General features: G+C 68.7%; 20 protein-coding genes, 1 tRNA gene and 1 pseudogene. 18 read left to right on the top strand and 4 right to left on the bottom strand.

Annotation, left to right across the window (positions count from 1 at the left end):
• Window positions 1-81: 81 nt before the first annotated feature.
• The 12 genes from ACGF7Y_RS27205 to ACGF7Y_RS27150 all read left to right on the top strand — a co-directional run bounded on the left by ACGF7Y_RS27205 (window position 82) and on the right by ACGF7Y_RS27150 (window position 11,798).
• Window positions 82-1,647, top strand: a complete 1,566-nt coding sequence (locus ACGF7Y_RS27205) for an anthranilate synthase component I (protein ID WP_393238219.1) — start codon at window positions 82-84, stop codon at window positions 1,645-1,647.
• A complete protein-coding gene (locus tag ACGF7Y_RS27200; RefSeq protein WP_393238216.1) occupies window positions 1,644-2,468 on the top strand; it encodes a TIGR02234 family membrane protein in 825 nt (274 codons plus the stop codon). The genes ACGF7Y_RS27205 and ACGF7Y_RS27200 overlap by 4 nt, the downstream gene beginning before the upstream one ends.
• Window positions 2,469-2,651: 183 nt before the next feature.
• A complete protein-coding gene (trpC, locus tag ACGF7Y_RS27195) occupies window positions 2,652-3,470 on the top strand; it encodes an indole-3-glycerol phosphate synthase TrpC (protein ID WP_062970871.1) in 819 nt (272 codons plus the stop codon).
• 5 nt (window positions 3,471-3,475) lie between these two features.
• Window positions 3,476-4,735, top strand: a complete 1,260-nt coding sequence (trpB, locus tag ACGF7Y_RS27190; protein ID WP_393238212.1) for a tryptophan synthase subunit beta — start codon at window positions 3,476-3,478, stop codon at window positions 4,733-4,735.
• Window positions 4,732-5,532: a tryptophan synthase subunit alpha gene (gene trpA, locus ACGF7Y_RS27185; protein WP_393238209.1), complete on the top strand. Its 801-nt coding sequence runs from the start codon at window positions 4,732-4,734 to the stop codon at window positions 5,530-5,532. Before trpB ends, trpA begins: the two co-directional genes overlap by 4 nt.
• Before the next feature lie 104 nt (window positions 5,533-5,636).
• Window positions 5,637-5,819, top strand: a complete 183-nt coding sequence (locus ACGF7Y_RS27180; protein ID WP_393238207.1) for a hypothetical protein — start codon at window positions 5,637-5,639, stop codon at window positions 5,817-5,819.
• Window positions 5,816-6,964: a prolipoprotein diacylglyceryl transferase gene (gene lgt, locus ACGF7Y_RS27175; protein WP_393238204.1), complete on the top strand. Its 1,149-nt coding sequence runs from the start codon at window positions 5,816-5,818 to the stop codon at window positions 6,962-6,964. The genes ACGF7Y_RS27180 and lgt overlap by 4 nt, the downstream gene beginning before the upstream one ends.
• Before the next feature lie 251 nt (window positions 6,965-7,215).
• Window positions 7,216-7,749, top strand: a complete 534-nt coding sequence (locus tag ACGF7Y_RS27170) for an NINE protein (RefSeq protein ID WP_393238201.1) — start codon at window positions 7,216-7,218, stop codon at window positions 7,747-7,749.
• Between the two features lie 179 nt (window positions 7,750-7,928).
• Window positions 7,929-8,681, top strand: coding sequence for an amino acid ABC transporter substrate-binding protein (locus ACGF7Y_RS27165; protein ID WP_040866036.1), 753 nt, complete (start codon window positions 7,929-7,931; stop codon window positions 8,679-8,681).
• A 12-nt stretch (window positions 8,682-8,693) separates the two neighbouring features.
• The gene (locus tag ACGF7Y_RS27160; protein ID WP_040866037.1) at window positions 8,694-9,362 is read left to right on the top strand and encodes an amino acid ABC transporter permease; all 669 of its coding nucleotides are present in this window, start codon (window positions 8,694-8,696) and stop codon (window positions 9,360-9,362) included.
• A 103-nt stretch (window positions 9,363-9,465) separates the two neighbouring features.
• Window positions 9,466-10,884 carry a pyruvate kinase gene (gene pyk, locus ACGF7Y_RS27155; protein WP_174550072.1) on the top strand — a complete coding sequence of 473 codons (1,419 nt, stop codon included), beginning with the start codon at window positions 9,466-9,468 and terminating at the stop codon, window positions 10,882-10,884.
• 95 nt (window positions 10,885-10,979) lie between these two features.
• Window positions 10,980-11,798: an acyl-CoA thioesterase gene (locus tag ACGF7Y_RS27150; RefSeq protein WP_393238441.1), complete on the top strand. Its 819-nt coding sequence runs from the start codon at window positions 10,980-10,982 to the stop codon at window positions 11,796-11,798.
• On the opposite strand, the gene ACGF7Y_RS27145 is transcribed toward ACGF7Y_RS27150, so the two are convergent.
• The 4 genes from ACGF7Y_RS27145 to ACGF7Y_RS27130 form a co-directional block, all read right to left on the bottom strand.
• Window positions 11,795-12,220 (bottom strand): hypothetical protein, encoded by a 426-nt coding sequence (locus ACGF7Y_RS27145; protein ID WP_393238196.1) that lies wholly within the window; start codon window positions 12,218-12,220, stop codon window positions 11,795-11,797. The two genes, ACGF7Y_RS27150 and ACGF7Y_RS27145, sit on opposite strands and share 4 nt — an antisense overlap.
• 156 nt (window positions 12,221-12,376) lie before the next feature.
• Window positions 12,377-12,997 (bottom strand): low molecular weight phosphatase family protein, encoded by a 621-nt coding sequence (locus tag ACGF7Y_RS27140; protein WP_393238193.1) that lies wholly within the window; start codon window positions 12,995-12,997, stop codon window positions 12,377-12,379.
• Between the two features lie 244 nt (window positions 12,998-13,241).
• Window positions 13,242-13,754, bottom strand: a complete 513-nt coding sequence (locus ACGF7Y_RS27135; protein WP_040866093.1) for a monooxygenase family protein — start codon at window positions 13,752-13,754, stop codon at window positions 13,242-13,244.
• An 859-nt stretch (window positions 13,755-14,613) separates the two neighbouring features.
• Window positions 14,614-14,700, bottom strand: a tRNA-Leu gene (locus ACGF7Y_RS27130).
• A 224-nt stretch (window positions 14,701-14,924) separates the two neighbouring features.
• Between ACGF7Y_RS27130 and ACGF7Y_RS27125 the strand changes: the two genes are divergently transcribed.
• From ACGF7Y_RS27125 to ACGF7Y_RS27100, 6 genes and pseudogenes are all read left to right on the top strand, one after another.
• Window positions 14,925-15,542: an ANTAR domain-containing response regulator gene (locus ACGF7Y_RS27125; RefSeq protein ID WP_040866041.1), complete on the top strand. Its 618-nt coding sequence runs from the start codon at window positions 14,925-14,927 to the stop codon at window positions 15,540-15,542.
• Between the two features lie 184 nt (window positions 15,543-15,726).
• Window positions 15,727-16,968 carry a branched-chain amino acid ABC transporter substrate-binding protein gene (locus tag ACGF7Y_RS27120; protein ID WP_393238189.1) on the top strand — a complete coding sequence of 414 codons (1,242 nt, stop codon included), beginning with the start codon at window positions 15,727-15,729 and terminating at the stop codon, window positions 16,966-16,968.
• A 94-nt stretch (window positions 16,969-17,062) separates the two neighbouring features.
• Window positions 17,063-18,100, top strand: coding sequence for a branched-chain amino acid ABC transporter permease (locus tag ACGF7Y_RS27115; protein WP_393238186.1), 1,038 nt, complete (start codon window positions 17,063-17,065; stop codon window positions 18,098-18,100).
• On the top strand, window positions 18,097-19,515 hold the full coding sequence (locus tag ACGF7Y_RS27110) for a branched-chain amino acid ABC transporter permease (RefSeq protein ID WP_393238183.1): 1,419 nt from the start codon (window positions 18,097-18,099) through the stop codon (window positions 19,513-19,515). The genes ACGF7Y_RS27115 and ACGF7Y_RS27110 overlap by 4 nt, the downstream gene beginning before the upstream one ends.
• Window positions 19,512-20,420, top strand: a pseudogene (locus ACGF7Y_RS27105) (ABC transporter ATP-binding protein); the annotation flags it as partial. The gene ACGF7Y_RS27110 and the pseudogene ACGF7Y_RS27105, both read left to right, overlap by 4 nt.
• A 213-nt stretch (window positions 20,421-20,633) precedes the next feature.
• Complete coding sequence (locus tag ACGF7Y_RS27100) at window positions 20,634-21,329, top strand: ABC transporter ATP-binding protein (RefSeq protein WP_393238438.1); 696 nt, start codon at window positions 20,634-20,636, stop codon at window positions 21,327-21,329.
• The last annotated feature ends 4 nt before the right edge of the window (window positions 21,330-21,333 follow it).

Here is a 21,333-nt window from a genome sequence, read left to right as displayed (position 1 = left end):
ATTTGTCGCGTTTGTCGCGTACGGCCCCGTGTCACCGGCACCGCTCACCGGTCGATCGGCCCGGCCTGGGATGATGAGTGCATGCCAGGCGCGTCCACTCCCACCACCACGACCCGCGAACAGTTCCATCAACTGGCCGCGGAGCACCGGGTGGTCCCGGTGACCCGAAAGGTCTTGGCGGACTCCGAGACTCCGCTGTCGGCCTACCGCAAACTCGCGGCCGACCGGGCGGGCACCTTCTTGTTCGAGTCCGCGGAGAACGGCCGGTCGTGGTCGCGCTGGTCGTTCATCGGCGCGGGGAGCCCGTCGGCGCTGACCGTGGTGGACGGCGAGGCGGCCTGGCTGGGCAGCGTCCCGGCCGACGCGCCCTCCGGCGGTGATCCGCTGGTCGCGCTGCGCGAGACGCTGGAACTGCTGCGCACCGAGCGCTTGCCCGGACTGCCGCCGCTGACCGGCGGCATGGTCGGGTACCTCGGCTACGACGCGGTGCGCCGGATGGAGCGGCTGCCCAGTCTGGCGCTGGACGACTTGCGGCTGCCGGAGATGGTCCTGCTGCTCGCCACCGACCTGGCCGCGTTCGACCACCACGAGGGCGCCATCACGCTGATCGCCAACGCGGTCAACTGGAACGGCACCGCCGAGCGCGTCGACGAGGCCTACGACGACGCGGTGGCCCGGCTGGACCGGATGACCGCCGCGCTCGGCGCGCCGGCCGAATCCACCGTGTCGGTCTTCGACCAGCCCGAGCCGCGGTACCGGCGCAGGCGCACCACCGAGGAGTTCGGCGCGGGCGTGCGCCGCCTGGTCAAGGAGATCGAGGCGGGTGAGGCGTTCCAGGTGGTGCTTTCCCAGCGTTTCGAGATGGACTACGACGGGTCGCCGATCGACCTGTACCGGATGCTGCGCGCGTCCAATCCCAGCCCGTACATGTATCTGCTGCACATCCCGGACGGCCAGGGCGGCACCGCGTTCTCCATTGTCGGCTCCAGTCCGGAATCGCTGGTCACCGTGAAAGACGGTGTGGCGACGACCCATCCGATCGCGGGCACCCGCTGGCGGGGCAGCACCGAGGAGGAGGACCTGCTGCTGGAGAAGGGCCTGCTCGCCGACGAGAAGGAGAACGCCGAGCACCTCATGCTCGTCGACCTCGGCCGCAACGACCTGGGCCGGGTGTGCGAGCCGGGCACGGTGCGGGTCACCGAGTACCGGCACATCGAGCGCTACAGCCATGTCATGCACCTGGTGTCCACGGTGTCGGGCCGGTTGGCGCCCGGCCGGATCGCGCTGGACGCGGTGCGGGCGTGCTTCCCGGCGGGCACCCTGTCCGGCGCGCCCAAGGTGCGCGCGATGGAACTGATCGAGGAACTCGAACCGACCCGGCGCGGCGTCTACGGCGGCGTCGTCGGGTACCTGGACTTCGCCGGTGACGCCGATACCGCCATCGCCATCCGCACCGCGCTGCTGAAGGACGGCACGGCCTACGTGCAGGCGGGCGCGGGCGTGGTGGCGGACTCGAATCCGGAATACGAGGACGTGGAGTCGCGCAACAAGGCGATGGCGGTGCTGAAGGCGGTCGCGGCGGCCGGAACGGTGCGGGCCTACGGCACGGAGCCGGAGCCGGATGCGGCGGACGGCGGATCGCTATGACAGCTGCCCGTCCCGAAGACGAACCCGGCCCGGCGCGGGAGTCCGCCCCGGATACCGGCGGGCCGGAAGCCGGTCCAGCCGCATCGGATTCCGCCGCACGCACCGAGCCGCCGGACACGGGAAGCGAGTCGCGCCGGAGATACCCCGTGGCCCCGGTCGCGCTGCTCGCCGTCGCCGCCGCCGCGCTGTGGGCGTCGTCCCGGATGACCTGGGTGACCGTCAGCTCCTCCGACGGCCTCACCCAGCCCCGCACCGATCATCTCGGCGGCGGGGTGTGGTTCGGCGCGCTCACGCCGCTGGCGCTGGTGCTGCTCGCGTCGATCGCGGCCGTGCTGGCCACCAGGGGCTGGTTGCGCCGCGTGGTCGGCGTGCTGATCGCGTTGGTCGCGGCGGTGGCCGCGGTGCCCGCGTTCGCGCTGCTGACCGATTCCGGCAAGATCGCCGAGCGGGCCGCGACACTCGCCGAGCTCCCGGCCCGCGCCCAGGTGGAGACGGCGACCACGTCGGCGTTCCCGGCCGTGCTCGCGCTGCTCGGCGCGCTCGCGGCGTTCGGCGCGGGCGCGCTGCTGGCCCGGATGCCCGCCGAGGCGGCACGGATGTCCGGCAAGTACGACAACCCGGTCTTCCGGCGCGCCGCCGCCACCGCGGAGGTCGCGCAGCGGCGCGCGCAATCACCGGACGATGTGTCCTCGCCCCAGCTGTCCGAGCGCGTGCTGTGGGACGCGCTGGATGCCGGGACCGACCCGACCGACGAGCCCGCTGCCGGGCCGTCGGGTCCGGAGGACCCGGAGCACGGTGAGGCGGACCGACGTGGCCGCTGAGCTGTTCCCGCACGGCGGGTGTGGCGGGTACCACCTTGCGCGGAGCCCTTCCGCATGGTTGAACCCGAGCCCCGGCGCATCAGCGCCCGGTAGGTCCATTTATTCTTTGTCAGCATCGGTGAGACAGCGCCTGGGGGGATTCTCAGGTAGCAAGTCCGTCTCCCCAGAAAGGATTCGAGCCAGATGACGGTACTCGACTCGATTCTCGACGGGGTCCGCGCGGATGTGGCCGCTCGGGAAGCCCTTCTCGACTTCCAGGCGGTCAAGGCGGCCGCCGCGGCCGCGCCCGCGCCGCTGGACGCCCGCGCGGCGCTGCTCGAGGACGGCATCGGCGTGATCGCCGAGGTCAAGCGGGCAAGTCCGTCCAAGGGCGAGCTGGCGGACATCCCGGACCCGGCGAGCCTGGCCAAGTCCTACGAGGACGGCGGCGCGCGGATCATCAGCGTGCTCACCGAGGGCCGCCGCTTCAACGGGTCGCTCGACGACCTGGACGCGGTCCGCGCCACGGTGAACATCCCGATCCTGCGCAAGGACTTCGTCGTCGGCCCCTACCAGATCCACGAGGCGCGCGCGCACGGCGCGGACGTCATCCTGCTGATCGTCGCGGCACTGGAGCAGGACGTGCTGTCCTCCCTGATCGACCGCACCGAGTCGCTCGGCATGACCGCGCTGGTCGAGGTGCACACCGAGGAGGAGGCCGACCGCGCGCTGGAGGCGGGCGCGTCGGTGATCGGTGTGAACGCCCGCAACCTCAAGACGCTCGAGGTCGACCGCGACGTGTTCGCGCGGATCGCGCCCGGACTGCCCACCGAGGTCATCCGGATCGCCGAATCCGGCATCCGCGGCACCGCCGACCTGCTGGCCTACGCGGGCGCGGGCGCGGACGCCGTTCTCGTCGGCGAGGGCTTGGTGACCAGTGGCGACCCCCGCGCGGCGGTCTCGGAACTGGTGACCGCGGGCACCCACCCGTCCTGCCCGAAGCCGGCACGGCGGGGCCGGTGACCGGCGTGGCAGCGGTACCACAGGCCAGTGACGGCGTCGCCCAGCGCAGCGGCCACGAGCCCGATGTGGGCGGGCACTTCGGCGTCTACGGCGGCAGGCACGTCCCCGAGGCCCTGATGGCCGTCATCGAGGAGGTGACCGCCGAATACGAGAAGTCCCGGATCGACGAGTCCTTCCTCAACGAGCTGGACCGGTTGCAGCGTGACTACACCGGGCGCCCGTCGCCGGTGTTCGAGTGCACGCGGCTGGCGGAGCACGCGGGCGGCGCGCGCATCCTGCTCAAGCGCGAAGACCTGAACCACACCGGCTCGCACAAGATCAACAACGTGCTCGGCCAGGCGCTGCTCGCCAAGCGGATGGGCAAGAACAGGGTGATCGCGGAGACCGGCGCGGGCCAGCACGGCGTCGCCACGGCGACCGCCTGCGCGCTGCTCGGCCTGGACTGCGTCGTCTACATGGGCGCGGTCGACACCGCCCGCCAGGCGCTGAACGTGGCGCGCATGCGCCTGCTCGGCGCCGAGGTGATCTCGGTGACCTCCGGTTCGCAGACCCTCAAGGACGCCATCAACGAGGCGCTGCGCGACTGGGTGACCAACGCCGACGACACCTACTACTGTTTCGGCACCGCCGCGGGCCCGCACCCGTTCCCGATGCTGGTGCGCGATTTCCAGCGCATCATCGGCATGGAGGCTCGCGCCCAGGTGCAGGCCGCCACCGGCGGGCTGCCCGACGCGGTCGTCGCCTGCGTCGGCGGCGGATCCAATGCCATCGGCATCTTCCACGCGTTCCTCGACGACGCCGACGTCCGGCTGATCGGCTACGAAGCGGCCGGTGACGGCGTCGACACCGGCAGGCACGCGGCCACCTTCACCGGCGGCACGCCAGGAGCGTTCCAGGGCGCCTACTCGTACCTGCTGCAGGACGAGGACGGCCAGACCATCGAGTCGCATTCGATCTCGGCGGGCCTGGACTATCCGGGTGTCGGCCCGGAGCACGCCTACCTCAAGGACGTGGGCCGCGCCGAGTACCGGCCGATCACCGACACCGAGGCGATGGACGCGCTGCTGCTGCTCAGCCGCACCGAGGGCATCATCCCCGCGATCGAGTCGGCACACGCGGTGGCCGGCGCGCTGCAACTGGGCAAGGAACTCGGCCCCGGCGCGGTCATCCTGGTGAACCTCTCGGGCCGCGGTGACAAAGACATGGACACGGCAGCGCGGTGGTTCGGGCTGTTCGACGACGAGCCGAAGGAGGAGGGCCGGTGAGCCAGCAGTCCCGCTTGGCGAACACCTTCGCCGCCTGCCGCGCCGAAGGCCGCGCGGCGCTGATCGGCTACCTGCCCGCCGGCTACCCCGATCTGGCCGGTTCGATCGAGGTCGTGCGCACCATGGTCGACGCCGGATGCGACATCATCGAGGTCGGCGTCGCCTACTCCGATCCGGTGATGGACGGCCCGACCATCCAGGCCGCCGCCGAGCAGGCACTGCGCGGCGGCGTGCGGGTGCGCGACGTGTTCACGGTGGTCGAGGCGATCACCGGCGCGGGCGGCAAGGCCGTCGTGATGAGCTACTGGAACCCCGTGCTCAAGTACGGCGTGGATCGCTTCGCGCGGGATCTGGCCGCCGCTGGCGGCGCGGGCATCATCACTCCGAACCTGATTCCGGAGGAGGCCGACGACTGGTTCGTCGCCTCGTCCACGCACAACCTGGACCGCATCTTCCTGGTCGCGCCGTCGTCCACCGAGGAGCGCCTGGTGAAAACGCTCGAGGCCAGCCGCGGCTTCGTCTACGCGGCATCGACCATGGGTGTCACCGGAGCCCGGGACGTGGTGTCCTCGGCCGCGCCCGCCCTGTGCGCGCGGATCCGGACGCACTCCGACATCCCGATCGGCGTCGGGCTCGGCGTCCGCTCGGGCGAGCAGGCCGCCGAGATCGCGTCCTTCGCCGATGGCGTGATCGTCGGCTCGGCGCTGGTGAGCGCGGCGGGCCAGGGTCTCGATGCCGTCCGGGCACTGACGGCGGAACTCGCCGAAGGCGTGCGCTCGGCCACCGTGGCGTCCTAGGAGGGCGGTTCGGCCGGGCGGCGAAATCGGCCCGGCCCCGCCGCTGTGACACGAGACCGGCGATCCCGTCCGGCGAACCGGACGCGGACAAGCCGGTGCGACGGATGGCGCGATTCCCGTCGAAGGACGCGCAAGTCACGGGAGTGCGCTCGGCCGCGCTCGCCGCAACCACGGGGATCTCGCGGCGCTACCGGTGGGCGGGGCTTCGCGATGGCGCGCCGCACCACGACAAGGGCGGTGCGGTGGTGGCGTGGCGGCCGGGCTTCTCCGCTACGGTGACCCCGTGACGTTACGAGTCCTCGCAGACAGTGTCCTGGCCGACGGCGGCGTCAGCGGCGCCCTGCTGGCCTACATCCCCAGCCCCGCGCGGGGCGTGTGGCAGCTCGGGCCGTTCCCGCTGCGGGCCTACGCCCTGTGCATCATCCTCGGCATCGTCGTCGCGATCTGGTGGGGCGAACGGCGCTGGCGCGCACGCGGCGGGCAGCCCGGCGCGATCCTGGACGTCGCGATGTTCGCGGTGCCGTTCGGTCTGGTCGGCGGCAGGCTCTACCACGTGGCCACCGACTGGCAGAAGTACTTCGGCGCGGACGGGAATCCGGTCGACGCGCTGAAGATCTACCAAGGCGGGCTCGGCATCTGGGGCGCGGTGCTGCTCGGCGGCATCGGGGCGTGGATCGGCTGCCGGGTGTACCGGATCCCGTTGCCCGCCCTGGGCGACGCGGTCGCCCCGCCGATCCTGCTCGCCCAGGCCATCGGCAGGCTCGGCAACTATTTCAACCAGGAACTGTACGGCCGCGAGACCGACCTGCCCTGGGGCCTGGAGATCTACCGGCGGGTGGGCGACGACGGCAGGCTCGACATGATGAACGGCGCCTCCACCGGCGTGGTCGACAAGATCGTGCATCCCACCTTCCTGTACGAACTGCTGTGGAACGTGCTCGTCGTCGTGCTGCTGGTGTACGTGGACAAGCGTTTCCGGATCGGGCACGGCCGCCTGTTCGCGCTGTACGTCGCCGGCTACTGCTTCGGCCGGTTCTTCATCGAGCTGATGCGCGCCGACGAGGCGACGAAGATCGCGGGTATCCGGATCAACTCGTTCACCTCCGCCGTCGTATTCCTTGCCGCGATCGCCTACTTCGTGTTCGCGACGAAGGGCCGCGAAACGCCCGAGCAGCTGCAACCCGGCGCGAGCCCGCGGCCGTGGCCGTGGCAGATCCGCGCCCTGCGCGCCGCCGGGGCGGCGCCCGGAAAGTCCGCGCGGACCGGCGAATCCACGACCGGCATCGATGCGCCGACGTCCGAGAGCGCGGTGTCCGAGGCCGAGTCCGGCTCGGCGGAGCCGGGCGGGCAGCAGGCGGGCGAGACCGACGAGTCTTCCCGGACCGCCTCGGAGAAGGCCGATTCGGGAAAGTCGGCCTCCGACAAGAACTGATCGCCCGGTACGGCCGGGACGCCGAAGGGCACGGTTCTCGACTCGACCCAGCACCGTCGGCACAGAATCGCCGCGGCGGCAACGTTCGGGCGATCCGCCGCGATAACTGTGCGCGGAGCCGAATGCCACCGGGACGACAATCAGGTCGATCCCCGTGACAATGGCTCGTGATCGTCGCGAAACGGCAGTTCGGCGATTCAGCAGGACCGGGGGCCGACCAGAGGGTGCCCGCACGACCGAGGAGGACCTCAGTGACCGACCCTTACCAGCAGAATCCGGAAACCGGTGGCCCGCAGTACGGCCCGCCCGGCACCGGTCCCGATCTGACCAAGCGGCTGGACGCGCAGAACCAGCCGCAGTACAGCGCCCCGTCGGACCCCTACGGCCAGCCGCAGTACAGCGCGCCGTCGGACCCCTACGGTCAGCCCCAGTACGGCCGGCCCGTCGATCCCTACGGTCAACAGCCGGGGGGCTACCCGGCCGCCCCCTACCCGGTCGGGCCGCAGGGCTACAACCCCAACGACCCGGAGGCACCCTGGGGCCGTGACCCTTTCGGTGTACCGCTGTCCGACAAGCAGAAGCTCGTCGCGGGACTCCTGCAGATCTTCCTGGGCAGTTTCGGCGTCGGCCGCTTCTACCTCGGGTACACCGGCCTGGGCGTAGCTCAGCTGGTCGTCGGCATCCTCACCTGTTTCACCGTCGGCTGGATCTGGGGCATCGTCGACGGCGTCCTGATGCTCACCGGCAAGGTGCCGGACAGCGACGGCCGCCCGCTGCGCGACTGATCTCGGCGGAACCGGCAGGCGGGAGCGGGGTGCCCGCCTCCCGGTCGACGCGGGTGACAGCGCTGCGCAACTCTTCCGCGCACCATGATCGCGATACTGTCGCTCGCGGCGGTCCGGGCGTAGCATGACCGGATTCGCGTGCCGTGTGTGGAACTCCACGCACCGTAGAGAGGGATTCCGTGCGCCGTAAGTTGTTCGCCGCCGCCGTGCTCGCCGTCCTCGCCGCCACCGGACTGACCGCGTGCGGCGGGAGCGACCCGAACGTGCTGAAGGTCGGTACCGAGGGCACCTACACCCCGTTCAGCTACCAGGGCTCCGACGGCAAGCTCACCGGCTACGACGTCGAGGTGATCCAGGCGGTCGGCGACAAACTCGGCAAGAAGGTCGAATTCGTGCAGACGCCGTGGGACGCCATCTTCGCCGGCCTGGAGTCCAAGCGCTTCGATCTGGTGGCGAATCAGGTGACCGTGAACGACGAGCGCACGGCGAAATACGCGCTGTCGGCGCCCTACACCACCTCGGCGGGCGTGATCGTCACCCGCGCCGACAACAACGCCGTCACCGGGCTTGCCGACCTCGCCGGGAAGACCTGCGCGCAGTCGGCCACCAGCAACTGGAGCAAGGTCGCCACCGACGCGGGCGCGAAGGTCGAGGCCGTGGAGGGCTTCGTGCAGGCCATCCAGCTGCTGAAGAACGGCCGCGTGGACGCCACCGTCAACGACAACCTGGCCGTCGCGGAGTACACCGCGAAGACCGGTGACACCAGCGTGAAGATCGCCGCCCGGACCGGATCGGTGAGCAAGCAGGCGTTCGCCGCGCGCAAGGGCGACGCGCTGATCACCGACGTGGACAACGCGCTGAACCAGCTGCGCGCCGACGGCACGCTGGCGAAGATCTCCGAGAAGTATTTCGGCACCGACGTCAGCCGGTAGCCGACATCGTTCATGGACGCCGCCACCCGGAACCTCATCTGGCACAACCTGTGGCCGATGCTGCAGGCCACCCTCACCAAGACCCTGCCGCTCACCGCGATCAGCTTCGCCATCGGCTTGGCGCTCGCGCTGTTCGTCGCGCTGGCCAGGATGTCGCCGGTGTGGCCGCTGTCGGCGGCGGCCCGCTGCTACATCTCGATCATTCGCGGCACACCGCTGCTGGTGCAGTTGTTCATCGTGTTCTACGCGCTGCCGCAGTTCGGCATCGTGATCGATCCGTTTCCCGCCGCGGTGATCGCGTTCAGTCTCAACGTCGGCGGCTACGCGGCCGAAGTGGTGCGGGCCGCCATCCTGAGCGTCGCGGCGGGGCAGTGGGAGGCGGCGCAGGCGCTCGGCATGTCGTATCCCTTGATGCTGCGGCAGATCATCCTGCCGCAGGCCGCGCGCATCGCCGTACCGCCGCTGTCGAATACGCTGATCTCCCTGGTGAAGGACACCTCGCTGGCCTCGACCATCCTGGTGACCGAGCTGCTGCGCGTCGCCCAGCTCGCCGCCGCGCCGACGTTCGATTTCTTCGCGCTCTACGGGGTCGCGGCGCTGTACTACTGGGTGATCTGCCTGATCCTCGGGTTCGGGCAGACCCGGCTGGAAACGAGGTTGGCCCGTCATGTCGCCCGATGAGTATCTGTTTGTACCTGCCGCGTGGCTGTCGTTCATATTTTTCACCAAGGTTTCACCGTGGCCACGGCGGGACCTGCCCACCGAGCGGGACTAGGCTCTACTCGTGATGCGACGGACGAAGATTGTGTGCACGCTCGGCCCGGCCACTGCCACCGAGGACCGTATCCGCGAACTCGTCGAGAGTGGCATGGACGTGGCTCGGCTGAACTTCAGCCACGGCGAGCACAGCGACCATGCCGAGAACTACAAGAAGGTGCGTCAGGCAGCCGACCACCTCGGTCGGGCGGTCGGCATTCTCGCCGACCTGCAGGGTCCCAAGATCCGCCTGGGGCGCTTCCTGGAAGGCAGAACCGTCTGGGCGACGGGCGAAGAGGTCCGCATCACCGTCGACGACGTCGACGGGACCCACGACCGCGTGTCCACCACCTACAAGGAGCTGGCGCAGGACGCCAAGGCCGGCGACCGTCTGCTGGTCGACGACGGCAAGGTGGGCCTCATCGTCACTCGCGTCGACGGTAACGACGTGGTCTGCCGGGTCACCGAGGGCGGCCCGGTCTCCAACAACAAGGGCGTCTCGCTGCCGGGCATGGACGTGTCGGTGCCCGCGCTGTCGGAGAAGGACATCGAGGACCTGGAATTCGCGCTGAAGCTCGGGGTGGACTTCATCGCGCTGTCGTTCGTGCGCTCCCCGTCCGACGTCGAGCTGGTGCACGACGTGATGGACCGGGTGGGCCGCCGGGTGCCGGTGATCGGCAAGCTGGAGAAGCCGGAGGCGATCGACAACCTGGAGGCCGTGGTGCTGGCCTTCGACGCGGTGATGGTCGCGCGCGGCGACCTCGGTGTCGAACTGCCCCTCGAGCAGGTGCCGATCGTGCAGAAGCGCGCCATCCAGATGGCCCGGGAGAACGCCAAGCCGGTCATCGTCGCGACGCAGATGCTGGAATCGATGATCGAGAACTCCCGCCCCACCCGCGCCGAGGCCTCGGACGTGGCGAACGCGGTGCTCGACGGCGCCGACGCGGTGATGCTGTCGGGCGAGACCTCGGTGGGCAAGTACCCGATCGAGACGGTGCGCACGATGGCGCGCATCGTGCACGCGGTGGAGACCGAATCGACCAGGGTGCCGCCGCTGACCCACGTGCCGCGCACCAAGCGCGGTGTGATCTCCTACGCCGCCCGTGACATCGGCGAGCGGCTCAACGCCAAGGCGCTGGTCGCGTTCACCCAGTCGGGCGACACCGTGCGCCGCCTGGCCCGGCTGCACACTCCGCTGCCGCTGCTGGCGTTCACGCCGCTGCCGGAGGTGCGCAGTCAGCTGGCGCTGACCTGGGGCACCGAGACCTTCATCGTGCCCACGGTCGACAGCACCGACGCCATGATCCACCAGGTGGATGTAGCACTTCTGTCGATGGACCGATACCAGAAGGGTGACCTGGTGGTCATCGTCGCCGGGTCGCCGCCCGGTACCGTCGGTTCCACCAACCTGATCCACGTTCACCGAATCGGTGAGGAGGACCACTAGTGAGTGCTTCCCTGAGCAGCCCCGTCGACATCGCGGATCCACACGCGCCGCGCTCCGACCTGGATGTGCTGCTTGGCCTGCTCGATCTGGAGCAGATGGACGAGGACGTGTTCGTCGGCCAGCACCCGGAGAAGGTGTGGAGCCGGACCTTCGGCGGTCAGCTCGTCTCGCAGGCCATCATCGCGGCGGGCCGGACGGTCGGTGACCGTCCGGTGCACGCCGTCAACGCGCATTTCGTGCGCGGCGGCGATGTGAAGAAGCCGATCGAGTACCGGGTGGACCGGCATCGCGACGGTCGCGCGTTCGCCAACCGCACGGTGACCGCCAGCCAGGACGGCCAGGAGCTGTTCGTGATGCTCGCCGCGTTCCAGGATTGGGGCACGGGGCTCGAGCACGCGCACGCCCAGCCGGACGTACCGGATCCGGAGACGTTGCCGCGGGTGGAGGAGAGCTTCGAAGGCTTGGAGGACAAGCTGGAGATGTTCGTCAAGGCGCCGCATCCGATCGACATGCGCTACACCAACGATCCGGCCTGGATTCTCAAGGGCACCGGGGAGCGGCTCAACCACAACCGCGTGTGGATGCGCGCGGACGGCAGGTTGCCCGACGACCCGCTGATCCATGTGGCGACGCTGGGCTATTCGTCCGACACCACGGTGCTGGACTCGATCATCACCACCCACGGGCTGTCGTGGGGTCTGGACCGCATCGTCGCGGCCACGGTCAACCACTCGATCTGGTTCCACCGCCCCTTCCGTTTCGACGAGTGGGCGCTGTACTGCACCGAGTCACCGGTAGCCGCGGGCTCCCGTGGCCTGGCGACCGGCCGCTTCTACTCCCGCAGCGGCGATCTGCTGGCCACCACGGTGCAAGAGGGGCTTATCCGCCACTTCCCGCCGCGGCGTCAGGACTAGAGCAGTTCGCGGTCGCGATCGATGTCCAGATCGACGTCGGTGCGTTGCGATGCGCGGATCGAGACCGGGATCCCGCCTCCCGGCTCGGTTCGCGCCAGCCCCGAGACGGCGTGCAGCAGTTCATGTTCCAATGCGGCCATGTGGGCGTCGGTCAGCTGATCCGGTGCGCCGACCAGACTGAGCGCGATTTCGTAGGTGCCGCGGTTGCCGGGAATTCCGCCGGGCGGATCCGCGCGGCAGCCGTTCTCGAGCGCCAGGTGGGCCGGGTCGTCGGCGTCGACCGGCAAGGTGAAGCGCCAGGCGAATACGTCACGGTCGGCGAGGTGGTCGTCGACCACCTCGCGCACGGTGTCGACGACGCGTTCGAGCATTTCCGGTGTCACATAAACATGGAGCGAAACATCCGAAATGCGTTTCGGCATGTCTGATTCCTGTCCTGTGTCGACGCAGCAACGGCGGAGAATGGTGTCCGGCGGGAGTTTAATGCGTCGGGGACGGAAAAGGACACAGCCGCGTGGTAACAGGTTGATACGCGGTGTATCCGGGTGCGTTGCCCGGTGCGGTCGTCGCCGCGGCGGTCACCCGGTGCGCTGGGCGGCGAGGAAGGTCGCCAGTGGCGCAGGCGCGCCGCCCGGGCGGATCACCAGTCCCCGGCGCTCGTCGTGGGGCCAGCGCGGCTGCTCGTGCGGGGCGAGCGCCAGCAGCAGCGGCACGAGCGCCTCCGCGATGCGATCGCCGACGTCGCAGAAAGCCTGGGCGGACAGCCCCACCGGGTCGGCGATGTTCTCCCGGCCGACCAGCGACAGATCGTTGCGCGCGCGGTGCAATTCGGCGACCGTACGCGCGCCGGTGACGTGCGCGATGCGGTGGGCCTCCAGCAGCGTGAAGGTGCGCGCGCCCGCGCCGAAGGCCAAGTCGATCGCGTGCTCGCGAATCTGTTCGGTCATCGTGAGGACCAGGTCGGCCTTATCGATCATCTCCGGCTTCAGTCGACGGGCCCGGAAGTTGCTCGCGTCCGCGCCGAGCCCGGTGATGGTCTGCGCGGCGAGCGGCTCGACCGGAAATCCGACCAAGGCACGGGTGCCGGCGCTTTCGGCGGTGAGATAGGGGAGATCGTGTTCGACCGCGAGGGCGCGAGTGAGCCGCTCGGCGATCACCGACCGGCAAACATTGCCGTTGCAGACGAACAGGACGTGCATACAGAACACGATAAACGGCAGGGAAGCTACCAGACGGTCCCAAGTCGTTGGTCCCACATATGGGAACAACATATTCATCTGCCCGTAGCGCGCCGTACACGAAGCGCGCCGTTTTCGGCCCCGGCCTGCGACGTGCGTCACTCCCAAGAGCGGTGCGGTGCGATTCTATTCATGGCGGTCCCCCGGGGCTCACGCGCTCAAACGCTGCTTTGTGATTTCCCTGTGATATGACAGCCCGCGCAGACTACTCGGATTCGCCGCTGTAGTAGATGGATTCGGGCACGACCGGTTCGACCTCGGACGGACTGCCCTCGACTCGGCCGCGGGTGGAGAACCGGTGACCACGTGAGGCGACGACGGGCGCGAACCGCGCCAGTCCCGTCGCCGGGTCCATGTCGTCGTACATCGCGTCGATGCCGCCGCGGGCGAAGTAGGCCTCGTGCCAGAACCCGGTGCCCCCGGAGTCGCGCAGGAACTTCTGCCACCAGTCCCGATGGGGCGCCGTCCGGGTCCACGCTTCGAGACTGTCCAGATCGCGCCAGTACTGCCGCGCGCCCCAGTGCGGCGGGAACAGCGCCCACACGACGTCTTCGTGCAGCAACAACCCGTCCGGCCGATCTTTGTGCGAGCGATAGAGTTTGGGCCCCAGCCCGAGCAGCCGCAGCATCCCCCTCGGCCGCCGCACCCGCATGCCGATGTAGATGACCACCAGATCCGGATACCCGGACAGATCCACAGTGGTCCTGTTCACTCGCATCGCATACCTCACCGCCCGGCCGTCGACGCCGCCACATGGACAACGATCTACCAACCGTATCGGTTCGATCGAGACGGAACTCCGGTTACCCGTGACCGCGCCGCCGCGTTCTCGACGGTTGCCACCGCCGACACGCGAGCGATGGAGCCGCGCTCCAACCGAACCCCGCGAGCGCTCGGCGCCCGGCCGCCCCCGCCGCCCGCCGCCCGCCGCCCGCCGCCCGCCGCCCGCCGCCCGCCTCGAGAAGAAGGCCGGGACCAGACCGGTGGCAACTCCGATGATGAGAACGCCGAGCAAGGTGCCCGGAACATCTACGTATGGCGGAAATCCGGCAGCGAGAACGCCTAGCGCGAAAACGATATCGTCCAGGCGAATGCGATGTAGTAAAGGCCTCGCGGCATTCTTCCGCCCGCCGTTTCGATGCTGCCGATCAACCACATCTCACCGACCTTGTTGCGCTTGTAAACCATCTGCGGCTGGTGCATCGATTGCGCTTGCAGGAGTGATTCCAACGCTGTGGATATTTTCGACTCCGCTTTTTCGAGAGATCAGGGGAATCGCTGCCGTTGGCACTGCGCCGCGGATGTCGCCGGCCGAAGTCTCGAAGCGTGCGGAAGGGCAGTCGTGTGTTGTCGAGTTGTGTTCCGCAAAAGGTCGCGCGGGCGCCTATCGGGCCGGAACGGCTCCCATTTCTCGGAGTGAGGAATCGGCCTGCCCTCGATGCGCCGGGAGCGGTGCGAGCCGACGCTCGCGGACGCCATGCACTTCCGCCGGGTGGGCTCCGGCCACCGGCGCCGACGCCGGGATCGGTGAGGTGATCGCTCTGCGCGAGGCGCAGCGCGGAGCCTGCGCTCCACCATGGTGCCGAGTGTGGGACTCGAACCCACACGTCCTTTCGGACAACGGTTTTTGAGACCGTCGCGTCTGCCAGTTCCGCCAACTCGGCGCACCGGGTGGCAACTATAGCGGGTCGGGTGGCGTGAGCGCGAATGGGTTGTCCTCCGCGGCGCGAGGGCACGGTTTGCGCAGGGTATATGCGTTCTATGTCGAAGTGAAAGGTACTCTTTACATCACTCGACAGCCCGATGGATGGCCGATGGTCGCCCGGTGCGAGCGCGGCTTTCTTTCGGTTGGGTCGGGACAGGGCATCGGAACCAGAGGGGTCTACCTATGAGCACAGCAGCTGGGGGCACCGGCACCAAGCGGGACGCCGGGGCGAAGCGGGTCGTCGTCGCCGAAGACGAGGCGCTCATTCGCATGGATCTGGTCGAGATGCTGACCGAAGAGGGCTATCAGGTGGTCGGCGAGGCGGGTGACGGCCAGCAGGCGGTGGATCTCGCGGTGGAGCACCGGCCGGATCTGGTCATCATGGATGTGAAGATGCCGCGCCGCGACGGCATCGACGCGGCGGCCGAGATCGCGTCCAAACGCGTTGCCCCGGTGGTCATCCTGACCGCGTTCAGTCAGCGCGATCTGGTGGAGCGGGCGCGTGACGCCGGCGCGATGGCCTATCTGGTGAAGCCGTTCACGAAATCGGATCTGGTTCCCGCCATCGAATTGGCGGCCAGCCGGTTCCACGAGATCACCGCGCTGGAGAGCGAGGTCGCGAATCTCGCCGAGCGGCTGGAGACGCGCAAGCTGGTCGAGCGTGCCAAGGGTGTTCTGATGCAGACGCAGGGCCTTTCGGAGCCGCAGGCGTTCAAGTGGATTCAGCGCACCGCAATGGACCGCCGCACCACGATGAAGGCGGTCGCGGAGGTCGTCTTGGAGAACCTGACGCCGAAGTGACCGTGCGCGTGGCGGGAGAATTTACGTAGTCGAAACGTCGCGGTGAAGAAGAATTCGAAACGATGTCGCGCGCATGATCCGAATGTGATGCGGAACTAACGTACCGACGCTATGTTCTGACCGGGCTGATGTCTCGGCCTCCTCGGTGACCCCGGGGGAGCACAGAACTTAGATGAGGTGAAACGTGCTTAGTTCGACATGGCGCAGTCGCTCGACGCGAGCTGTTCTGGCCGTCGGCGCCGCCGCCGCGCTGGTGCTGACCGGTTGTAGCGACAAATCCACCAGCAGCGGTTCGGATTCCTCGGGCACCAACGGCGCGGGCGGCCTGTCCATCCAGCCGCTTCTCCAGGTCGACCAGCAGGGCAAGGAAGTGCCGAAGGCGGACGCGGCCGCGGCGGCCGATCCCGCGGGCGACGGCAAGGCGACCTGCGCGCCCGGTACGGCCATCGCGATGGCGGGTGCGCTGACCGGCCCCGACGCCGCGCTCGGCATCAACATCGTCAACGGTGTCAAGCTCGCCCTGGACAAGCACAACAAGGCCAATCCGGGCTGCAAGATCGAGCTGAAGCAGTTCGACACCGAGGGTGACCCGCAGAAGGCCACCCAGGTGATCCCGCAGATCGTCAACGACCGCTCGATCATCGGGCTGGTCGGTCCCGCCTTCTCCGGCGAGACGAAGGCGACCGGCAAGATCCTCAGCGATGCGGGCCTGGTGTCGGTCACCTCGTCGGCGACCAACGCCACGCTGACCCAGAATGGTTGGACCACCTTCTTCCGCGGTCTCGCCAACGACGACGTGCAAGGTCCCTCTGTGGCGAAGTACCTGGTCAACGGCGCGGGCTACAAGAAGGTCTGCGTCATCCAGGACAACACCGACTACGGCACCGGCCTGGCGAAGTCGATCACCGAGGGCCTCGGCGCCGCCGCCGACCCGGCGTGCGCCGCCAGCATCAAGAAGGGCGACAAGGACTTCTCCGCGACGGTCACCAAGGTGGCGGCCGCGAATCCCGACGCCATCTTCTACTCCGGCTACTACTCCGAGGGCGCGCCGCTGGCCCAGCAGTTGAAGTCCGGTGGGGTGAAGGCGGTCTTCGTCTCCGCAGACGGCACCAACGACCCGCAGTTCGTCGCCCAGGCGGGCAGCGCCGCCAAGGGCGCGAAGCTGTCGTGCCCGTGCGGTCCCGCCCCGGAGAAGTTCGCCGCGGACTACGAGGCGCTCAACGGCCAGGCGCCCGGTGTCTACTCCGTCGAGGCGTACGACCTGACCACGATCCTGGCCAAGGGCATCGACGGCGGTAAGGTCACCCGCCCGGACCTGCTCGACTATGTACGGACGTACGACGGTGCCGGCCTCGCGCGTCAGTACAAGTGGAACCCGAACGGCGAGCTGACGAACGCGCTGATCTGGGTGTACGAGGTCAAGTAGTCCCGGATCCCGGGCGAACGGCACGTACGGGGGTTCATCCGAATCCCCGTACGTGCCGTTGTTCGGTGGGCGAAAGGATGAGGGGCAGAAATCAATGAAACAAACGCTATCGGCCGGTGGGATTCAACTCGCTGCCGGTTCGATCGACTTCAACTACGAGGGGTTGGTCGACAGTTTCTGGCGACTGACCGTCGACGGCGTGACATACGGCGCCATCTATGCGTTGGTCGCCGTGGGCTACACCTTGGTCTACGGCGTATTGCGGCTGATCAATTTCGCCCATTCGGAAATTTTCATGCTCGGGTTGTTCGGGCAATTGATCGGCTTGATGATCTTCGGATTCGTCGCGAGTCCGGACGTCTACACCCAGGGTGTGGTGCTCACCGTCGTCTATCTGGGCTTGGCGATGATCGTGGGCATGCTGGTATCCGGCGGCGCGGCCGTCGGATTGGAGCGGGTGGCCTACCGGCCCCTGCGCAGACGGGGCGCGAAACCGCTGGCCTTTCTCATCACGGCGATCGGCATGTCGTTCGTGCTGCAGGAGCTGGTGCACTTCGTGTTGCCGAAGCTGCGCCCCGATCTCGGTGGCACCAACGCTCAGCAGCCGATCCGGCTGGTCGAGCCGACCATTCAGTTCAGTTTCGGCGGTGCGGACGTCACCAACATCATGCTGCTGATCGTCGCGGCGGCGGTGGTGCTGGCGATCGCCACCGAGGTGCTGATCAACCGAACGAAGTTCGGCCGCGGCATCCGGGCCGTGGCCCAGGACCCGGACACCGCGACGCTGATGGGCGTCTCGCGCGAACGGGTGATCATGCTGACCTTCCTCATCGGCGGCGTGCTCGCGGGCGCGGCCGCGATGCTGTTCACGCTGAAGATCCCGAACGGGATCATCTACTCCGGCGGGTTCGTCCTCGGCATCAAGGCGTTCAGCGCCGCGGTGCTCGGCGGTATCGGCAATCTGCGCGGTGCGCTGCTCGGCGGCCTGCTGCTCGGTGTGGTGGAGCAATACGGCCAGATCCTCTTCGGCACCGAGTGGCGCGACGTGGTCGCGTTCGTGGTGCTGGTCCTGGTACTGATGGTTCGCCCGACCGGCATCCTCGGCGAGAGTCTCGGAAGGGCGCGCGCATGACCGACACGACCAAGACGGCGTCCGCGCCGGACACCGCGCGCCGCGGCCTCGGCGATGCGATCCGCACCTGGTGGGACGGCCTGAGCAGGCCCGCGCAGTGGGGCGTCGGCGTCCCGATCCTGCTGCTGCTCGCGCTGCTGCCGCTGTTCCCGCCGCCGCTGCTGAACACCCCCTCCTACAACTTCGGCCTGGTGATGGCGCAGGTCGCGATGTACGCGCTGCTGGCCATCGGCCTCAATGTGGTGGTCGGGCAGGCGGGTTTGCTCGACCTGGGCTACGTCGGTTTCTACGCCGTCGGCGCCTACACCGTCGGCCTGCTCACCAGCCCCAACAGCCCGTGGAACCAAACCGACGGCGGCTGGCTCGATCCGAAGTGGGCATGGCTGGCCTGCCTGCCGATCGCGGTGGCGGTGACCGCGGTATCGGGCCTGATCCTCGGTTCGCCGACGCTGCGACTGCGCGGCGACTATCTGGCGATCGTGACTCTCGGCTTCGGTGAGATCGTCCGCCTGCTCGCCGAGAACCTCACCGAGATCACCAACGGCAGCCTCGGCCTGTCGGGTGTGGCCTACCCGCACGTGGGCGAATCCGCGAGCAAACCGGAGGGCGTGTTCTCCGGCGGCAACAGCGGCGACCCCGACAGCGTCAACCTCCTCGACCGCGCCAGCTACGGCACCTACTGGTATTGGTTCGGCATGGCGCTGGTCGTCGTGGTGCTGCTGGTGGTCGGCAACTTGGAGCGCAGCCGGGTCGGCCGCGCCTGGGTGGCCATCCGCGAGGACGAGGACGCGGCCGAGATCATGGGCGTGCCGACGTTCAAATTCAAGCTGTGGGCCTTCATGATCGGCGCCGCGGTGGGCGGCATGTCCGGCGCGATCTACGCCGGGCAGGTGCAGTTCATCAACCCCACCGGCTTCAACATCATCAACTCGATGCTGTTCCTGTGCGCGGTGGTCATCGGTGGGCAGGGCAACAAACTCGGGGTGATCTTCGGCGCGTTCGTCATCGCCTACCTGCCCGCGCGGCTGCAGTCGGTGAACCTGGTCAGCAACGAGTCGACCGGTTATGTCCTGCTGGCGATCGATGTCGCGGTGTTCGTCGCGCTGATCGTCGCCTGGCGGTTGTGGGCCGACAGGCTGAGCGTCTGGCCACGGCGCGGCGTGATCACCGGCATGGTGGTGACCGGCGTGCTGGCGCTGCTGTTGCTCGGCAGCGTGCTGCTGTTCCGCAAGGGCGGCGCGCAGTCACTGGGCGACCTCAAATATCTGTATTTCGGTATCGCGTTGGTGGTGATGATGATCTTGCGTCCGCAGGGTCTGTTCCCGGTGCGCCAGAAGCTGCTCACCTACGGCAGGCAGGTGTATCTGGCCGTGCGCAGACCGGTCGCCGCCGAGCCGATCGGAGCGGGACGATGACCGGGCCGGGCGCGGGCGACGCGCTGTTCGACAACGAGGACATGGCCGCGGGCTACGTGGCCGAACCGCAGCCGGAGTCGGCGGGCACGGTCGACGTCACCCAGGTGATCCCGGACCTCGCCGACGCCGAGACCGTCGCGGAAGTCGTCGCGCCGCATCGCGATATCGAGACCGCGGTGGGCGAGCCGCTGCTGCGCACCGAGGGCCTGACGGTGCGGTTCGGCGGTCTCACCGCCCTGGACCAGGTGAGTTTCGAGATCCGCCGCGGCGAGATCCTCGGTCTCATCGGGCCCAACGGCGCGGGCAAGACCACCTGCTTCAACGCGATCACCGGTGTCTACCAGCCCGCCTCCGGGCTGGTGTACTTCGACGGCAAGCCCCTGACCAAGACCAAGCGCAACGCGATCACCCGCCTCGGCATCGCGCGCACGTTCCAGAACGTGCGGCTCTTCGGCGAGATGACCGCCTTGGAGAACGTCGTGGTCGGCACCGACGCACGGCACCGGACCTCGGTGCCCGGCGCGGTGTTCCGCACGCCGCGGCATCGGCGTGAGGAACGCGACGCCATCGAGCGCGGCATGGCGCTGCTGGAGTTCGTCGGCATCGCCCCGCGCGCGGTGGAGAAGGCGCGCAATCTGTCCTACGGCGACCAGCGTCGCCTGGAAATCGCCCGCGCGCTGGCCACCGAGCCGAAACTGCTGTGCCTGGACGAGCCCGCGGCCGGGTTCAATCCGAGTGAGAAGTCCGCGCTCATGGATCTGATCCGCAAGATTCGCGACGACGGGTTCACCGTGCTGCTGATCGAGCACGACATGCGGCTGGTCATGGGCGTGACCGACCGGATCGTGGTGCTCGAGTTCGGCCGCAAGATCGCCGACGGGCTGCCCGGGGACATCCGGGACAACCCCGCTGTGATTGCCGCGTATCTCGGCGTGCCGGATACCGAGGTGAGCGAATCCGGGTCTTCCGCAACGGAAGACGGCGAAGACGTGTCGCCGTCGGATCCGGAGCCCGCAGCGGTGCCGCTCGGCAAGACGGCGGTCACCGAGCCGGTGCACGAGGCGACGCGCGAGCCCGCGGGCGCCGGAGGGGGAGCCCCGCTGCTCGAAGTCGAGGACATGGTCGTCAACTACGGCAGGATCCAGGCGCTGCACGGGATCTCGCTGACCGTCGCCGAGGGCGAGCTGGTCACCCTGCTCGGCGCCAACGGCGCGGGCAAGACGACGTCGATGCGCGCGATGTCCGGGCTGCTGCCGCTGACCCGCGGCCGGATCATGTTCGAGGGCCGCGACATCACCCGGATGAAGGCGCACGAGCGGGTGACGCACGGGCTGATCCAGGCGCCGGAGGGCCGGGGCGTGTTCCCCGGTATGACGGTGCAGGAGAACCTCGACATGGGTTGCTATGGAAGGGTTTTCAAGCAGAAGACCGAGTACGACCGGACGCTGGAGTGGGTGTTCGAACTGTTTCCCCGGCTGCTCGAGCGGCGTAAGCAGGTGGGCGGCACGCTCTCCGGTGGTGAGCAGCAGATGCTCGCCATCGCCCGCGCGCTGATGGCACGGCCGCGGCTGCTGCTGCTCGACGAGCCGTCGATGGGCCTGGCGCCCATGGTGATCCAGCAGATCTTCCGGATCATCAGCGAGATCAACCAGCAGGGCACCACGGTGCTGCTGGTGGAGCAGAACGCCCAGCAGGCGCTGGCCCGCAGCGACCGCGCCTACATCATGGAGACCGGTGAGGTCACCAAAACCGGCCGCGGTGCGGAACTGCTCACCGATCCCGCGGTGAAATCGGCGTATCTGGGCGTGGGATAGGCGT

The organism is Nocardia sp. NPDC047654 (assembly GCF_043205035.1).
Lineage (GTDB): Bacteria > Actinomycetota > Actinomycetes > Mycobacteriales > Mycobacteriaceae > Nocardia.
The sequence above is the reverse complement of the archived record's forward strand: the minus strand, read 5'-3'. Positions and strand labels throughout refer to the sequence as shown.

What these genes read in the sequence shown, in the direction of transcription:
- ACGF7Y_RS27205 (WP_393238219.1), top strand. Translation starts at nt 82, where the DNA reads ATGCCAGGCGCGTCCACTCCCACCACCACGACCCGCGAACAGTTCCAT.
- ACGF7Y_RS27200 (WP_393238216.1), top strand. Translation starts at nt 1,644, where the DNA reads ATGACAGCTGCCCGTCCCGAAGACGAACCCGGCCCGGCGCGGGAGTCC.
- trpC (WP_062970871.1), top strand. Translation starts at nt 2,652, where the DNA reads ATGACGGTACTCGACTCGATTCTCGACGGGGTCCGCGCGGATGTGGCC.
- ACGF7Y_RS27180 (WP_393238207.1), top strand. Translation starts at nt 5,637, where the DNA reads ATGGCGCGATTCCCGTCGAAGGACGCGCAAGTCACGGGAGTGCGCTCG.
- ACGF7Y_RS27160 (WP_040866037.1), top strand. Translation starts at nt 8,694, where the DNA reads ATGGACGCCGCCACCCGGAACCTCATCTGGCACAACCTGTGGCCGATG.
- ACGF7Y_RS27150 (WP_393238441.1), top strand. Translation starts at nt 10,980, where the DNA reads ATGGACGAGGACGTGTTCGTCGGCCAGCACCCGGAGAAGGTGTGGAGC.
- ACGF7Y_RS27145 (WP_393238196.1), bottom strand. Translation starts at nt 12,220, where the DNA reads ATGCCGAAACGCATTTCGGATGTTTCGCTCCATGTTTATGTGACACCG.
- ACGF7Y_RS27140 (WP_393238193.1), bottom strand. Translation starts at nt 12,997, where the DNA reads ATGCACGTCCTGTTCGTCTGCAACGGCAATGTTTGCCGGTCGGTGATC.
- ACGF7Y_RS27135 (WP_040866093.1), bottom strand. Translation starts at nt 13,754, where the DNA reads ATGCGAGTGAACAGGACCACTGTGGATCTGTCCGGGTATCCGGATCTG.
- ACGF7Y_RS27125 (WP_040866041.1), top strand. Translation starts at nt 14,925, where the DNA reads ATGAGCACAGCAGCTGGGGGCACCGGCACCAAGCGGGACGCCGGGGCG.
- ACGF7Y_RS27115 (WP_393238186.1), top strand. Translation starts at nt 17,063, where the DNA reads ATGAAACAAACGCTATCGGCCGGTGGGATTCAACTCGCTGCCGGTTCG.
- ACGF7Y_RS27110 (WP_393238183.1), top strand. Translation starts at nt 18,097, where the DNA reads ATGACCGACACGACCAAGACGGCGTCCGCGCCGGACACCGCGCGCCGC.
- ACGF7Y_RS27100 (WP_393238438.1), top strand. Translation starts at nt 20,634, where the DNA reads ATGGTCGTCAACTACGGCAGGATCCAGGCGCTGCACGGGATCTCGCTG.